This window comes from Ottowia thiooxydans, assembly GCF_040548795.1.
Classification (GTDB): Bacteria; Pseudomonadota; Gammaproteobacteria; order Burkholderiales; family Burkholderiaceae_C; genus Ottowia; species Ottowia thiooxydans_A.
The window spans coordinates 169,090-184,337 of sequence record NZ_JBEPSH010000002.1 but is presented as its reverse complement, the minus strand read 5'-3'; the positions used below and the strand labels follow the sequence as shown (position 1 = coordinate 184,337).

Sequence of the window (15,248 nt, the reverse complement as noted above, 5' to 3'; positions counted from 1 at the left end):
CTCCCGGAAATTTATCGTTTTTGCAAGCAGAGTCATGGAAGCCTGAACTACACATGGCTTGTGCGTGTCACCCGCTGCAGCGAAGTCATTCAAGTGAAAGACATACACAGTGGAGCGTTAACAAGCCATCTTTCGTGCTTCTGTTGAATTAGATCGTGTAACCAGGGATTTGTATGTAGCCCACTCGGGCTACAAAAGTGCAAAAAAAGGGGGAGGACACTCTACTGAATGGAGACAATGCATGTACTGAAGGGAGTTGCCGGGTGCCGCATCTTCACGCGCAGCCAGCGCGTCTTCGGGACTCGTATCGCCATGCTCAAGCCAATGAAAAAGGTCCTGCAAACGAATTGCAGGACCTTGAAGACAGCGCAAGCGGACTAAGCGTTAGCCGCCTTCGACGCTAGCTGTTGGCGGGGCCTCGTGTCACCCAGGAGCGCGACCAAACCCCAATCCAGCCAGTAGCGACGGATTCCGTCACTACTGCAACAGGGCGCCCACCTGGATCCATGGCCAATGAAGCTGAGAAGCTAGAGCCCTCCCAATGCTCTGGGTATGACGAAGCCATAAAAAGAGAGCTTTCCCCGCCCGCCACGCTCAGAACCGCAGGCTCACCCCATTGCAGGGTGGTAGCGTCAAAGCGATTAATCCAAAGCACGGGCAGATCTTGGTCGCTGGAAGATTTGCGGCGTGCGCCAATGGCCCAAGCGTTGCCATGTCGATCAGTCGCAATGGGCGGTGTAGGGTAGCTCATCGTTCGGCTCGCGTCTGCAGGGGCGTAGTCCACATTCTGCGGGCCCATCCACGTGCCCGTGCCATCGTCGTACCTGGCGTAACGGTCTACCTCATACACCCAGATGTTGCCTGGCGCATCTACGTGCAGACTGATCCAGCGGGTGTTGAGGGTCGGAAGAGCCAAGTTTGTCCAAGAGGCGTCGACAGGGTCAAAGCGGGATACCGAAAAGGGCATCGGATCGATTGGATCAAACGTATTGCTCGAAACGGGGCGGTGGCCCACTATGATGCGCCCGCGCGCATCGATACCCATTGCACAATCTTTGAAACGGGGCGTCTCGGCCGGAATCAAAACGGGGGCTGACCATGTGGTGGCTTCAGGAGCCAGGCTATAGAGCTTGAGTTCCCATTCATTTCGGCCCGCGCCAGGTGATGCCAGCACCATCCAAACCCTGCCTGACTGATCGAAGGCTACGCGAGCGGTGTCGAACGGGTCAGGACTTTGCGTGGGTTCAGGCAGGGCAATGTCTTTCGTCCATTCAGGCGCAGCCGCGGAAATCATCAAAAGACCGAATTTTTGGGGCAATGGATTCCATCGCAGCAAAGATTGCCCTGCTGCATTTTGGCCCAGCAAGGTCACTTGCGGGGTGTGGCTAGAGTTCCAGGGTGCCTCCTGTAGAGGGCCAGGCAGCCCGGTAGACGCATCGGACTGGGTCCATAGAAATCGGACCTTGTAGGGGATCGACGCCGACCCTAGCCACAAAACTCCACCGCGCGCATTGGGTATCGCGTTGACAACCTGGCTGTCAACTGAGCCTGGAACTTTGAAATCCGGAACAGGAAATGCGCTGGCTGATCCGCTCGTAACGTCAATGCTGAAGGCTCGCCAACCGGAGTAGAGGTCGTTGACCACCAGCATCTTGCCTGCACCATTGGGCTGCAAGTTGGACCCATAAGAATTGAAGATGTGACCTTGGCCACCAGCCAACACTCGGCCCGTCGTCCATCCCGCGGCGAGATCTATTGGCGCTGGAGGTGGTGCTGGGGGCGGCGGTGGTGGAGGGGGCGGTGGTGGAGGGGGCGGTGGTGGGGGGGGCGGTGGAGCGGGCGGCGATGATTCATCACCGCCACCTCCACATGCAGTGAGTAAGCCGGGAACTGTCAATGAACCAAGAGAGTAAAGGACTTTTCTTCGCTGCATTGGAGTCTCCTTGTTGGTGCTGAGTGCGTGCGAACTCGATCTGGCGCGACCGATAAGTTCAGAAGTGCTCAGTATGCCGTTTCTGCAATTCTTGTAATGGCGGGTGATTTCCGGGTGTTCATGGTGTTCGCTTCGATTTCAGATTCAGGGTACGTTGAGCGGAGCGGATACAGGCCCGCGTGTTATCCAGTGGCGCGACCACGACCCAATGAAACCGGTACTTACTGATTCACTCACTAACGCAACCGCACGCTCCTCCGAATTCATCGCCACAGAAACCGAGAAGCTGGTTTCCCCCTGGGAGCCCAAAGAATCCGCGAAGCGCGGATCTTCACCACCGGTCACATTCAGTGTGGCAGGCACACCCCAGACTCCAGTGCTGGCGTCAAAGCGATTGATCCAGAGCGTGGGCAGGTCTTGATTGCTGGTTGACTTGCGGCGTGCTCCTATTGCCCACGCGTTGCCCTGGTGATCAGTCGCAATGGGCAGCGAATTTGGCCCACCGTAGTTGATTAACTGGGCCGCGTCGGCCGGTGGGTAGTCAAGCTTTTTGAAATCCGTCCAGATGCCAGTCTTGTTGTCATACCGGGTGTACCAGTCTTGTCGAAAAACCCAAATGTTGCCTGGCGCATCCACATGCAGCTGGTGCCAAACGACGGTAACGTTGGGCGGAGACAGGTCTGTCCAATTGGAACTGGCGGGGTCGAAGCGGGATACCGATAAAGCCCTTGTGATAAATTGATCACTGGAAGCGCGAATGTGTCCCACCACGATGCGACCGCGAGCATCTATGGCCAGAGTGAACTCTTTGGCGCGGGACGATTCGGCGGGAATCGAGATGGGAGCTGACCAACTGGTGGCGTTCGGGGCCAGGCTGTACAGCTTCAGATCCCAAGAATCCGGGACAGGTGTTGGTGACGCTTGCACCATCCAAACTCTTCCTGCTTGATCGAAAACGGCTTTGGATCCTTCAAGCAGGTCGGCGCTCTGCGTTGGGTCGGGTGGGGCAATATGTGTCTTCCAATCTGGCGCAGTGGCCGAGATCATTACAAGACTGTCTTTGACGGGTGTCTCATTGGCTTGCCGAAGCCCAGGATTCCATCCTAACAAAGACTTGCCACTAGCATCTTGAGCTAGCACCACCACTCGTGGCGCAGTCCTTGAGTAGAAAGGTACCTCATTGATGGGGCCAGGCAGACTTGTGGATGCGTCGGCCTCACTCCATAGAATTCGATTTGGGGGAGACGAAAATCCCAGCCACAAAATACCTCCACGCCTATTAGGAATTGCGCTCACCACGCTGAATTCCGGGCGTGGCAACGCGGTCGGCGATCCGCTCGCAACATCAATATTAAAGGCTCGCCAAGATTGAGGGACCGCCAGCATTTGGCCTTCACCGTTCGCTACCAAACCCCCACTGGAGAGGGAGCTAGGGCTAGGTTCAAAGACATGACCCCCGGCATCAGCTAGCACCCGCCCAGTGCTCCAGCCCGCCGCAAGATCTACCGGTTCTGGCTCAGGGCCAGGGGGTGGAGCTGGCGGTGGAGGAGGAGGGGGTGGTGGTGGTGGTGGTGAAGGAGGAGGGGGGAGTGGTGGTGGTGGTTCTTCGCCCCCACCTCCACACGCGGTGAATAACCCTGGAAGCGTCAATGAGCCAAGGGAGTAAAGGGCTTTTCTTCGCTTCATTGGAGTCTCCTTGTCGAGTGTTGAGTGCTGAGTGCGTGCGAACTCGACCTTGCGCGACCGATAAGTTCAGAAGTGCTCAGCATGCCGTTTCTGCAATTTTTGTAATGGCGGGTGACTTCCGGGTATTCATAGTTGCTCGCCTCGATTTGAGATTCAGGGTACGTTGAGCGGATCGGATGCAGGGCCACGCGTTATCCAGGAGCGCAACCACAACCCAATAAATCCGGTCTCAACTGCTTCAGTGACCAGCGCCACTGGTCGTCCCTCTGCATCCATCGCCATGGAAACGAAGTACCTGGAGCGATCGCCTTCGTAAGCCAGGAAACGACGGTCTTCCCCCTCCGTCACGTTCAGCGAAGCAGGCTCACCCCATAGACCGGTACTGGCATCAAAGCGGTTGATCCAGAGTATGGGCAAATCTTGCTCATTGAGTGACTTACGGCGTGCTCCAATGGTCCATGCGTTGCCTTGACTATCGGTTGCAATGGGCAGAGATTGTGCGCCGCGGTGGCTGGAGGCCCAGGCTGCGTCGACCGGTACGTAGTCAAGCTCCGCAGACTCCGTCCAGATGCCCGTCTTGTCGTCATAGCGTCCATAGCGGTCTTGTTGAAAGACCCAGATGTTGCCAGGTGCATCCACATGCAGCTGGCTCGCAACGACACTGAAATTCGGCGGAGAAAGATTTGTCCAAGTAGATGTGGCCGGGTCAAAGCGGGATACCGATAATGGCCTTGATGTGTATTGGTCACTGGAAGCGCGAATGTGTGTCACAACGACGCGACCACGAGCGTCCATGCCCAAATTAAACGCTTCGGCGCGGGCTGATTCGGCGGGAATTGGGATAGGAGCTGACCAATTAGTGGCGTTGGGAGCCAGGGTGTACAGCATCAGATTCCATGCATCCGGGGTAGCTCCCGGTGACGCTTGCACCATCCAAACTCTTCCTGCTTGATCGAAAACGGCTTTGGATCCTTCAAGCAGGTCGGCGCTCTGCGTTGGATCGGGTGGGTCAATATGTGTCTTCCAATCTGGCGCAGTGGCCGAGATCATTACAAGACTGTCTTTGACGGGTGTCTCATTGGCTTGCCGAAGCCCAGGATTCCATCCCAACAAGGACTTGCCACTAGCATCTTGAGCTAGCACCACCACTCGTGGCGCAGTCCTTGAGTAGAAAGGTACCTCATTGATGGGTCCAAGCAGACTTGTGGATGCATCGGTCTCATTCCATAAAATTCGATTTGGGGGAGACGAGAATCCCAGCCACAAAGTGCCTCCACGTCTATTAGGGATCGCGCTCACAACGTTGAATGCCGGGCGTGCCAACGCGGTCGGCGAACCGCTCGTAACATCAATGTTGAAGGCTCTCCACGATGGAAGCACTGCCAGCATTCGGCCTGTGCCATTGGATTGCAAGCTCCAATCGGAAAAGGAACTGGGCCCAGAATCAGTGACAGGACCCTCGGCATCGGCCAGTACGCGCCCGGTGGTCCAGCCGGCCGCCAGATCGACAGGTTCTGGCTCGGGGTCAGGCGATGGTGGTGGCGCTGGGGGCGGAGGAGGAGGCGGTGGGGGAGACGGCGGCGGCGGTGGAGGGGGGAGTGGTGGTGGTGATTCTTCGCCCCCACCTCCACACGCGGTGAATAACCCTGGAAGCGTCAATGAGCCAAGGGAGTAAAGGGCTTTTCTTCGATGCATTGGTATTTCCCTATAGGGCGCCGAGCAGCGTGCGAAGCCAGCCTGGCGCGACCCATCAATTCAGAAGAGTTCAGCATAGCCCCTCTGCAATTTTTGTAGTATGGGGTGAATCCTGATGGTTCATGGGTGCCTGCCTCAAGTCAAGATTCAGGGAATCTTTGAGCGTAGCCTATGCAGGGCTGTGGCTATCCAGTTACCCCGAATGGAAGCCTCATGTCTCCAGTTCATTGGATTGAGAAATCAACCCTGGTCTATGCCGAGGGAAGGCTACGAGAAATTTAGATATCGGGAAGATGCCTTTTCCCGTAACGGAGGGGCAGAGGGCCCAGGCTTTGGGCCTTGAGGCAAATAGCGTCAGAGCCCATTTCGAGTATCGAAGTCTGCCTATCGGCTTTCGGGGTGCAGCATGCGAGGCAAGACGGATCAATCCACCCAGACGCCATTCAACCCGTGAAAAGGCAGCCTCCGAAGCCAGACGTACAAAAGCCCTGCAAATCATTGATTTGCAGGGCTTTAAATACTGGTGCGGCTGGCAGGATTCGAACCCACGACCCCTTGGTTCGTAGCCAAGTACTCTATCCAACTGAGCTACAGCCGCCCGAAGCCATGCAGTATAGCATGGTATTTTTTGACTTTGAAAGCTTGAAAAAACTTTTTGCTGTCAGTGAGTAGCCCCGGTCTTGCTTCCCCGGAAGGTCTGCAAGACTGCGACGATTCGGTGAATCAGGAACCGATGGGTTTCTCTGAGGCCGCTAGTGTACGACGAGCCTCATCGAGTTTTTGCTGCCTTGTCATAATTTTTTTTGCGTCGCCCTTTTTCTGGGCTTCAGCGAGGTCTCGCTCTCGTTCTGCTACTTTTCGTTGTGCTTGCTTGATGTCCTTTTCGCGTTCTTTCGCAAGAATTTCATCGGTGCATCGCGCCTTGTTGGCCCTGAGGGCTTTTTGCAAGCCCATCATCTCCTGCTTGCGATTGCGCGATTTGGCTTCTTCCAACTGAGATTCGATACTCGCCCGTTTGGCTAAACACGCGGGGGAGGGTTCTGATGCCAATGCCGGCGTGATGGCGGTGCCCAGCACCAGCGCCAAAGATAAGACGTGCTTCATGATAGATCCTGTGATTGTGTGCGTGGTCTATCAGCCTCGCATCCAGTACCACACGCCGACGGCCAATGCGGCCAACACTGCGACGAGAAACGTCCCGCTTTGGCCAGAGGCCTGCTCGCCGGGCGCGCGGGATGTGTGAATTGGATTGGCCGGGGCTTGCGGTTGAACCGGGTTTCCTGGTTTTCCGCCTCGACTGCCGCTTCCTGACTCTTCAAGAGACTCAGAACCTGCATTCTGCTCGTTCAACTTGTTCTCGTCTTCGATGGTTTCCACCATGTCTCGCCATTCCATGTAGTCGCGAGCCTCATCTGACGGAACGGTGAGCACCCAATCCTCGTCATAGAGCACGACTTTCGATGGATCTGGCGCCGTAGCAGTCAGCTCACCCAACAAGCTCCAGAGAAATGCGTCCTTCGAAGTGGGGTGCAGTTCGGTGCGAACCTTGACATGCGCTACCTCGGTTTCTGCCCGGAGAAGCGCTGGGACTTCTTCGCCTTCTTCGGTCAGCGCGTCGATGATCTCCGCTTGCAGCTCCGCCTTCGCTCGGGCGAATGCGAACGTCACGAGCTGCTCCGCCGGTTGACCCAGAGACTGCTGAACAGGGTATTCAGGGTGCAGCACGGCGTCAGGCTGCCAGCGCACGTACAAAAGTTTGGCGGAGCTATCGAACGCCAGTTGCGCATGAAAGTCCAGCTCGGCCAGACCCTGTTGCGTGGCTGCAAGGTCCAGGGCAGACAGGCTGGTGACGAACAGGGCATAGTGGCTGCTGATATCTTCTTCAGCAGATGGATGCATTTCGAATCGGCTCATGTGTCGGCTCCCTCGCAACTACGGGCGCAGTGACCATACCAGTTTTTCAGCGTGAGTCGCCGATCAGTGGCAGCCAGTAGCTCCATGATGTGTGAGGTGCTGAAGGCAAGACGTCCTGCGGCAATGAGGGATTGATGAGCCGGGCTTTCCAAGGCCTGTGCTGCCACCATGATCTTGCCAATGGAGGTGACAATTCGCAGAGCGTCTTCGGGTGTGGTGCCCTCAGGCAACTGGATGTTGCGCTGGTAGCTGGAAGTCAGCAGTAGGCCCAAGCCTGTATTCCCCAGACCCGTGCCCAAGTCATAACCTCGCTGCCTCCAGCGCACCGGCCATCTTGGGCGGCGTACCGCCCAAGATGGCTACAGCTTGATCATCTGCGCGCTGCGGCTGAACAAGCATACAAGGTTTGCAACTGTCACCCTGCCGAAGACGACGAGCAGCTATAAGGGAAGGTCCAGGTCATGGTGCTCGTGTTGCCTGGTGCAAAGACATAGCCCTCTGGTGCGGTGGAGGTGACGGTAGCTACGCCCGACTTCAACGCCTCACCATTCGTCAGGAAGTCGTTGTCATCATAGGCTGCAACGGTCGCATTACGGGTATAGCTGATACTGGTTGTGACGCCGGGCTCGTCAAAATCAGGTTCTGTGGTTAGCAACGGTGCATATACATAGAACTCCCCATAAATCGGGGTGTTCAAACGGTTGGTATAGGTTGCCAGCACGGGGTCGGCTGTGCAGCCGATAGCAGGTGCGCTGGTGTTGCTGATTGCCACAGGCTGGACGGGCGGCGTGCATGAATAGGCTTGCGTTGTGCAACTGGCTCCCGATGCCAGTTCTTGATTAACAATGCAAGTTCCCGTCTCTGCTGGATTTCCGTTGGCGGTAATGCGCATGCGTTTGCCACTGGTATTGGTGACTGTCAACAGCGGTGCAGGATCGGAATAGGCCACTCCACCATCTGCAAGCATTCCACCCGCAGGATTAACAAATTCATAGGGTCCTGCTGCGCGCACCGATTCGATCCACGATCCCCCCCCCATGGAAAACAAGCTGACAGCCGCAGCCATTGCTGCGACGGCCATCATACGGTGCTTATCTCCGTGACGGCGACTGCGCCAGGCGAGCACCGCTATGAGCGCAGCCAACGCGCCCACTGCAAAAGTTCCCAAGGTCGGAACCGCCGTCGTAGGCCCCCCTGGCACGGAGGCTGCGGGCATATAGCTCAGCGAAATGTCGCAGGTGCCTGCGACCTGATCCGTGATCGTTATCGTCACGGTAGTCGGCTCTGAGCATTTCTCAGACAGCATATCCGGGGTCATTTCGAATGTAATGAGATCGAGTAGAAATCCACCAGGGAAGCACGCCTTGTATACGATGGAATATGATCCTGGCGGCACCGAAGCTGTTGCTGTCACTGCGCCCGTTGAAGGTTTCAGCTTAACTCCCGCATTGGAGGCCGGGGTTACTACCGCTAGCTGAAAATAGTTGATGTTTGCTGCTTCGACTCTATCCGGCTCAGACGTGTCGTCAATGCTCCAAAACACGGTGTCATTGGCTAGCACGTTGGCGATCAAGGTCGAGGGTACGCCTGACGGCGCACTCGCTGCGTCTGGAGTGGTGCTCAGATATGACTTGTCAGACACAAACTGGCATGCGTTTGTTGTAGTCATGAAGATCGTACCAGTGGGGCACACCACTGGAATTAAATCCTGTGCCTGCGCGTGTGTCACTCCCCCAAGAGCCAAAAACATACCCAGAAGAATGCGTAGTCGCAATATACAAAAATATGATTTAAATTTTTTCATAGAACTGCCTCTCCTCAATTGAGTTTTCTATTTGAAGTCACCCTGGTGCAGCTCAATTATTACTGTGGTTTTTTATTTTTGGGAAGCGTGATTTCCTATGGTTATCAATTGTCTGCAATGGTTTTATTTTAAATAATTTTAAAAAACCAAAGATTATTGCAATATACAAGATGATACGAGTGTTAAATTGTGATAGTTAGCCTGCCGGCAAGGGTGGGTCGATTTGAGTCTATAACTACGCACATAGGCGGGCGTTCAAGCCGAGCGGTTACCAGCCTGTCATCAAGACTCGACACCCGTACCTCATCGAGCCTTGGGATTGGCCAAACCGTAAGGGAACAGTGACCCACGAAGTGTTCCAAGGCACCAACATCGGCCCGTTCACGGCCCGAAGGAAATCGCTCGAGTGCAGTTGTCGCGTATGAGCGGGATTTAGGTGCGCTTCTTTTGGAAAAGCCATGCGCTCCCGCGATAGGCCCAGCCGTTGGGCCGGGCCTTGTCGCGACCGCTGCCCAGCAATGGGTGCGAACAAGTGGAGACTGACCTTCCGCCTATGGTGGCGAAAGTATGGCCGCAAAAGGCAAATTGACTTACAAATACCCTTGAGTCGACCCAAAAAGAAAACCGCGCTATCTTTTGGATAGCGCGGTCTCTAGAAATGGCGTGGTAGGGCGTGTAGGACTTGAACCTACGACCAAAGGATTATGAGTCCTCTGCTCTAACCAACTGAGCTAACGCCCCGGCCAAGGGGGGCATTCTAGCTGGTTAGACGGGCTTCAGATCGCCACTCACACCGCCATCGTCCATTTTTGATCCCGTAAGAGCGGCAAAACTCATTTTGGCGAAGGCGATGATCTTGCCGTTTTTCGTTTCCCAGTAGTGCCCGTCACTCGGGACAACCTTGATCACACTGACGCGGGGATCATCTTTGCCTTCAAACCAGGCGTTGGCAAATGAGGTCCAATATTTGTCTATGCTCGCGCGATCTGTGTGGATAGTTGCGTGGCCAGTGACTGCCAGATACTCCTTTTTGCCTTCGTTCTGGCAGGTCAACACCACACGAGGATCATGAGCAATGTCCCGGTTTTTTTCACTTTCTGTAGAGCTTAAGAACCAGAAGGTCCCGCTCTCATCAACTTCCTGGATCGCCATGGGCCTTGTGTCGCCGGGAAAGGCATCAAAACCGGTCTGGAACATACACGTGCCTGTATCTTTGGCGATTTCGCGAATTTTCTTGCCCGCTTCCAGCCCGGAGAGATCCTGTTGGGGTTGGTTGTCCATGTCTGCCATTGCTGTTTCCTTGAATTTCGGTTGAGGGGGAGCGATCTCCAATCCTCGTGGCTTCGACCACTTTAGTATGTAGGAGGCAGTCACCTTGGACTGCAAGAAAGTCCCACGCCAGCAGACGGCCAGGGCCTGTCTATAGAATGATGGACATCATTCGGCATCGTCGGAATGCCGATATTTCCAAGCCTTGCAACTCAGGAGATTGCGAGGCTTTTCTTCTGGAGAAAGTTCTATGTTCACAGGCATCATCACTGCGGTGGGCCGCATCGCCGAAGTCAAAGATCTCGGGAGCAGCAGCGCCTACGGAAAGCAGCTATTGATCACGACTCCTGCGGGCTATCTGGATGACGTGGCGCTTGGCGATAGCATCGCCATCAATGGCGCTTGCATGACGGCAACAGGTATTGATGCGTCTGCCGGCAGTTTTGCCATTGATATTTCTGCTGAGTCACTGGCGCGCACCAGTGGCTTGGCCCAACCCGGACCGGTGAACCTTGAAAAAGCCCTGCGTGCCCATGACAGGCTTGGCGGGCACATTGTGTCGGGTCACGTCGATGGCATCGGAACGGTTTCTCAGTTCGAACCCGTGGGTGAGAGCTGGTTGCTGCGCATTGTGGCGCCACAGGAGCTGGCCAAGTACCTGGTGTACAAGGGCTCCATCACGGTCAACGGCGTCAGTTTGACGGTCAATCAGGTCGAGGATCTGGAGGAGGGGTGCGCTATCCATATCAACCTGATTCCTCACACGGTGCAGAACACGGCATTGCACGCGTTGGCGAAGGGTGATCACGTCAATCTGGAGATCGACACGATTGCCCGCTACGTTGAAAGAATGCTTTCTCTGGAATCTGGTGCGCGGGTAGGCTTCAAACCCGCAGTTTGACCAAGCCTGTGGCCAATGTGGTGCCACAGATGACGATTCCGCCGCAAAGCAGCATCCATGGTGTGACCGCTTCGCCAAGCAGTGTGGCGCCATAGAGCAGCGCGAACACCGGGATGGTGAAAGTGACTGTCAGGGCGCGCGCCGGGCCAAGATGCTCGATCAGGCGAAAGTACAGTACGTAGGCGACGCCCGTGCACAGTGCGCCCAGGGCAAGCATGGCACCCCAGGCCTTGGCGCTGGGCATGACGGCCGGGCTGTACCAAAGCGCTGGCAATGCCAATCCCAGGGCAGCGCCAATCTGGCTGCCCGTGGCTGAGGTCAGTGCAGGAACGCCTGTAAGAAATTTGCGGGTGTAGCTGGCGGCTACCGCATAACTGAAGGTGGCTAGCAGACAGGCCAAAACCGCCCAACCGCTGGCAACGCCAGAGGCTACAGGCTGAAAGCTTGCCTTGTCCCAGGCCAACATGGCTACCCCACCAAAGCCGATCATCAGGCCGATCATGCGAGAGCGGCCTGGCGGCTCTTTCAGCCATGCCCAGGCTACCAGGGCTCCAAACAAGGGCACTGTGGCATTCAGGATGGCAGAAAGCCCTGTGCTGATGTGCAGCAAGGCAAAACTGAAACAGGCAAATGGCAATGCGGAGTTAAGCAATCCGCATACAAATACCGGACGCCAGTGTTGCTTGAGCGCCGGCCACTGCCCGCGCGCCATCATCAGGGGCAGCAGGCACAGTGCGGCCACTGTGACGCGCACGGCGGCGGTCGGGAGTGGCCCGAATTCCAACGCAGCCTGGCGCATGAACATGAAAGATGCTCCCCATATCGCTGCCAGAAGCAAGAACTCCATGACGATACCGGGCGTAAACGGCGTCAGGCTGGGATTGGAGGGCGCAGTTCTCATGGCGAAGCTGAGTATGCGCCAGCGTATGACGGGGATGGCCTCTTATTGATGCTCAATATCAGCCCATTTCATGCATAACGCCCATTAATCGCCATCTGCACGAGATGGTGAGAGTCAGCCCAGGTTGTGCGAGCGTTTCCAGAACGGGCCGGCGCCTGCCTACAATCCCCCCATCTTGCTTACCCGGACCGTTGTGCGCGGCCTCACTTCATGCTCTTGCATTCCTCAATTTTCAAAGCCTACGATATTCGAGGCACGACGCCGACGACATTGAACGAGCCCGTGGCTGAAGCGCTTGGCCGCGCGTTCGGCACGCAGGCGATGGCGTTGGGTGAGCGAACAGTAGCTGTAGGGCGTGACGGGCGCCTGTCAGGCCCGGCCCTGTCTGCCGGGCTGGTTCGGGGATTGATATCCGCTGGCGTGGAGGTCATCGATATAGGCATGGCCACTACGCCCATGCTTTATTTTGCGGCCAGCACGGTATGCCGCAGCGGCATTCAGGTCACGGGTAGCCATAATCCGCGTGACGACAACGGCTTCAAGATGGTATTGGCAGGCCGCGCGATCTATGGAGATGACATCCAGGCACTGCGCAAGATGATCGAAGAGGAGAGTTGGCAACTGCGGGAAGGCGGCAGCGTCAGGCTGCAGGATGTCTTGCCCGACTACCAGGCGCGTATCGTCCAGGACATTCGTCTGGCGCGACCCATGAAGATCATTGTGGATGCCGGTAATGGAGTGGCGGGTGCCACAGCGCCCGCCATACTGCGCGCCATTGGGTGTGAAGTCACAGAATTGTTTTGTGAAGTGGATGGAAATTTCCCCAACCACCATCCAGACCCCAGCAAGCCAGACAACCTGCGTGATGTGATCGCTGCGCTGCAGGGGAGCGACGCGGAGCTGGGCCTGGCCTTTGACGGCGACGGTGACCGCCTGGGCATTGTGACCAAGGATGGCCAGAACATATTTCCGGATCGTCAGATGATGCTCTTTGCAGAAGACGTGCTTTCGCGTGTGCCCGGCGGCACCATCTTGTTCGACGTCAAATGCACGCAGCGGCTGGGCCCAGCGATTGCGGCGGCGGGCGGGGTGCCCATGATGTTCCGTACCGGTCACTCACTCATCAAAGCGAAGATGAAGGAAGTGGACGCCCCACTGGGTGGGGAGATGAGCGGCCATATCTTCTTCAAGGAGCGCTGGTTTGGCTTTGACGACGGTACCTATGCGGGCGGCCGCCTGCTGGAAATTCTGAGCCGCCATGCGGACCCCAGTGCTGTGCTGAATGGTTTGCCCACCAGCTTTTCCACGCCCGAACTCAATGTGGCTTGCGCAGAAGGTGAGCCGCATGTCCTCGCTGCGCAATTGCAAGCGCTGGCAGCAGGTGCATTTGCAGAGCCCGCCATCGTGAGCACCATTGACGGCTTGCGGGTGGACTGGCCAGATGGGTTTGGGCTGATCCGTGCCAGCAATACCACCCCCATGCTGGTGCTCCGTTTTGAAGGCCAGACCTCGCAGGCTTTGACTCGCATCGAGGGGGAAATGCTGGCCTTGCTGCAGCAAGTCAAGCCTGGCGCGCAAGTCGGGGTGTCGGCGCACTGAAAGGCCGAAATCAATCCAGGCAGTCAGCCCGGCAGCGTGCGTAGCCTTGCGAGCATCAATAAAACGAATCCCAACTACAAGCCGGATGCTTCTTGCTGCCTATAACCTTGTTGCCTGGCTGGCTCAGCCGCTGCTTCGTCGCAAGTTGGCGCGGCGTGCGGTGGCAGAGCCGGGTTACGGCGAGCATGTAGAAGAGCGCTTCGGGCGTTATGACGTGGCTCGGCCAGAGGGCGGGGGGCTCTGGGTCTGGATCCATGCGGTGTCACTCGGAGAAACGCGGGCCGCTGCTATTTTGCTGGCGGCGCTTCGCAAACAGCTTCCCGGCATGCGTCTTTTGTTGACCAGTGGCACGGCCACAGGACGCGCGGAAGGGGAAAAACTTCTGCAAACAGGCGATATGCAGGTTTGGCAGCCCTGGGATGAGCGTGGCGCCGTCAGGCGTTTTCTTGACCATTTTCGGCCAGACGTGGGCATCCTTATGGAAACCGAAATCTGGCCTAACCTCTTGTTGGAAAGTGCTGCGCGCGGCATCCCCATGGCGTTGGCCAACGCGCGGCTTTCTGAAAAGTCGCTGCGTGGGGCAGAACGCGGGGCCTGGTTGATGCGTCCGGCCTATGCTGCGCTGACTGCTGTCTGGGCGCAGACTGAAGCGGATGCGGCACGATTACGCGCCATCGGAGCCCCTTCGGTCAGTGTGCTGGGAAATCTGAAGTTCGATGCCGACCCTGACCCCGCACTCCTGGCGCGAGGTCGCAATTGGCGTGCTTCAAATACGAAGCCGGTGGTCATGTTGGCCAGTTCTCGAGAGGGGGAGGAGGCCGAACTTCTAAGGCAAATCGATAGGTCTACCATCCAGTGGCTCATCGTGCCGCGTCATCCACAACGTTTTGATGAAGTGGCTGAATTGGTACAAAGCCAGGGCTTGAGCCTGAGCCGCCGGTCTTCCTGGTGCGAGGACGGCACGCCTTCTCCTGCAGATGTCTGGCTTGGTGACAGTCTGGGCGAGATGGCAGCGTACTACGCCATGGCAGATGTCGCTTTGCTCGGAGGCAGCTTTGCGCGTTTGGGTGGGCAGAACCTGATCGAAGCGGCGGCCTGTGGGTGCCCTGTGTTGATGGGGCCCCACACTTTCAATTTCCATGAAGCCGCGAATTTGGCTGAAAGCGCTGGGGCAGCAGGGCGTGTTGCTGATTTTTCAGAGGCCGTTCGTGCCGCCAATCAACTGGTTCAAGATGTGGCCGTGCACACGGCCATGCGAGAAGCTGGGCTCGCCTTCGCTGCTGAACACCGGGGTGCAGCGGACCGCACGGCTGAATCGGTGGTGAAGTTGCTTCAAGGTAGTCTCAAGTCCTAGATTCCCCTGCGATGGAAGTATTTCCTGGGAGCGCCAAGCTCCAGCTTGGCACTGCAGCGATTGCGGAGGCGGCGAAGATGCCAAGCTGGAGCTTGGCGCTCCCAGGGGGCGTCATTTTCTGAACAGCCGCGGTGCCGCGGAGTTCCCGGCAAGAAGGTAATGGCGCTCGTGTAGCATGTTCGGGGAATGGGG

General features: G+C 56.8%; 12 protein-coding genes and 2 tRNA genes. 3 read left to right on the top strand and 11 right to left on the bottom strand.

Annotation, left to right across the window (positions count from 1 at the left end; genetic code table 11):
* Positions 1 to 400: 400 nt before the first annotated feature.
* The 10 genes from ABIE13_RS04490 to ABIE13_RS04445 form a co-directional block, all read right to left on the bottom strand.
* Positions 401 to 1,933 (bottom strand): hypothetical protein, encoded by a 1,533-nt coding sequence (locus ABIE13_RS04490; RefSeq protein ID WP_354441534.1) that lies wholly within the window; start codon positions 1,931 to 1,933, stop codon positions 401 to 403.
* A gap of 144 nt (positions 1,934 to 2,077) precedes the next feature.
* Complete coding sequence (locus ABIE13_RS04485) at positions 2,078 to 2,980, bottom strand: hypothetical protein (protein ID WP_354441532.1); 903 nt, start codon at positions 2,978 to 2,980, stop codon at positions 2,078 to 2,080.
* Positions 2,981 to 3,772: 792 nt separating this feature from the next.
* Positions 3,773 to 4,669 (bottom strand): hypothetical protein, encoded by an 897-nt coding sequence (locus ABIE13_RS04480; RefSeq protein WP_354441530.1) that lies wholly within the window; start codon positions 4,667 to 4,669, stop codon positions 3,773 to 3,775.
* 1,166 nt (positions 4,670 to 5,835) lie between these two features.
* Positions 5,836 to 5,912, bottom strand: a tRNA-Arg gene (locus tag ABIE13_RS04475).
* A 125-nt stretch (positions 5,913 to 6,037) separates the two neighbouring features.
* Positions 6,038 to 6,418: a DUF1090 domain-containing protein gene (locus ABIE13_RS04470; protein ID WP_354441529.1), complete on the bottom strand. Its 381-nt coding sequence runs from the start codon at positions 6,416 to 6,418 to the stop codon at positions 6,038 to 6,040.
* Between the two features lie 30 nt (positions 6,419 to 6,448).
* On the bottom strand, positions 6,449 to 7,228 hold the full coding sequence (locus tag ABIE13_RS04465) for a hypothetical protein (RefSeq protein ID WP_354441528.1): 780 nt from the start codon (positions 7,226 to 7,228) through the stop codon (positions 6,449 to 6,451).
* A complete protein-coding gene (locus ABIE13_RS04460; RefSeq protein ID WP_354441526.1) occupies positions 7,225 to 7,500 on the bottom strand; it encodes a hypothetical protein in 276 nt (91 codons plus the stop codon). The genes ABIE13_RS04465 and ABIE13_RS04460 overlap by 4 nt, the downstream gene beginning before the upstream one ends.
* A 143-nt stretch (positions 7,501 to 7,643) precedes the next feature.
* Positions 7,644 to 9,032, bottom strand: a complete 1,389-nt coding sequence (locus tag ABIE13_RS04455; protein ID WP_354441524.1) for a midcut-by-XrtH protein — start codon at positions 9,030 to 9,032, stop codon at positions 7,644 to 7,646.
* Between the two features lie 664 nt (positions 9,033 to 9,696).
* Positions 9,697 to 9,773 (bottom strand) — tRNA-Ile (locus ABIE13_RS04450).
* Positions 9,774 to 9,797: 24 nt separating this feature from the next.
* A complete protein-coding gene (locus tag ABIE13_RS04445) occupies positions 9,798 to 10,322 on the bottom strand; it encodes a pyridoxamine 5'-phosphate oxidase family protein (RefSeq protein ID WP_354441522.1) in 525 nt (174 codons plus the stop codon).
* A 229-nt stretch (positions 10,323 to 10,551) separates the two neighbouring features.
* Here ABIE13_RS04445 and ABIE13_RS04440 point away from each other — a divergent pair, with 229 nt between their 5' ends.
* Entirely contained in the window at positions 10,552 to 11,202 is a 651-nt protein-coding gene (locus ABIE13_RS04440; protein WP_354441520.1) for a riboflavin synthase, read from the top strand.
* Here ABIE13_RS04440 and ABIE13_RS04435 read toward each other — a convergent pair.
* Positions 11,186 to 12,103, bottom strand: coding sequence for a DMT family transporter (locus ABIE13_RS04435; protein WP_354441518.1), 918 nt, complete (start codon positions 12,101 to 12,103; stop codon positions 11,186 to 11,188). The genes ABIE13_RS04440 and ABIE13_RS04435 overlap by 17 nt on opposite strands.
* 210 nt (positions 12,104 to 12,313) lie before the next feature.
* Between ABIE13_RS04435 and ABIE13_RS04430 the strand changes: the two genes are divergently transcribed.
* Together ABIE13_RS04430 and ABIE13_RS04425 are read left to right on the top strand one after the other, a co-directional pair.
* On the top strand, positions 12,314 to 13,702 hold the full coding sequence (locus ABIE13_RS04430) for a phosphomannomutase/phosphoglucomutase (RefSeq protein ID WP_354441516.1): 1,389 nt from the start codon (positions 12,314 to 12,316) through the stop codon (positions 13,700 to 13,702).
* 85 nt (positions 13,703 to 13,787) lie between these two features.
* Positions 13,788 to 15,056, top strand: coding sequence for a 3-deoxy-D-manno-octulosonic acid transferase (locus ABIE13_RS04425; protein WP_354441514.1), 1,269 nt, complete (start codon positions 13,788 to 13,790; stop codon positions 15,054 to 15,056).
* Positions 15,057 to 15,248: the final 192 nt, after the last annotated feature.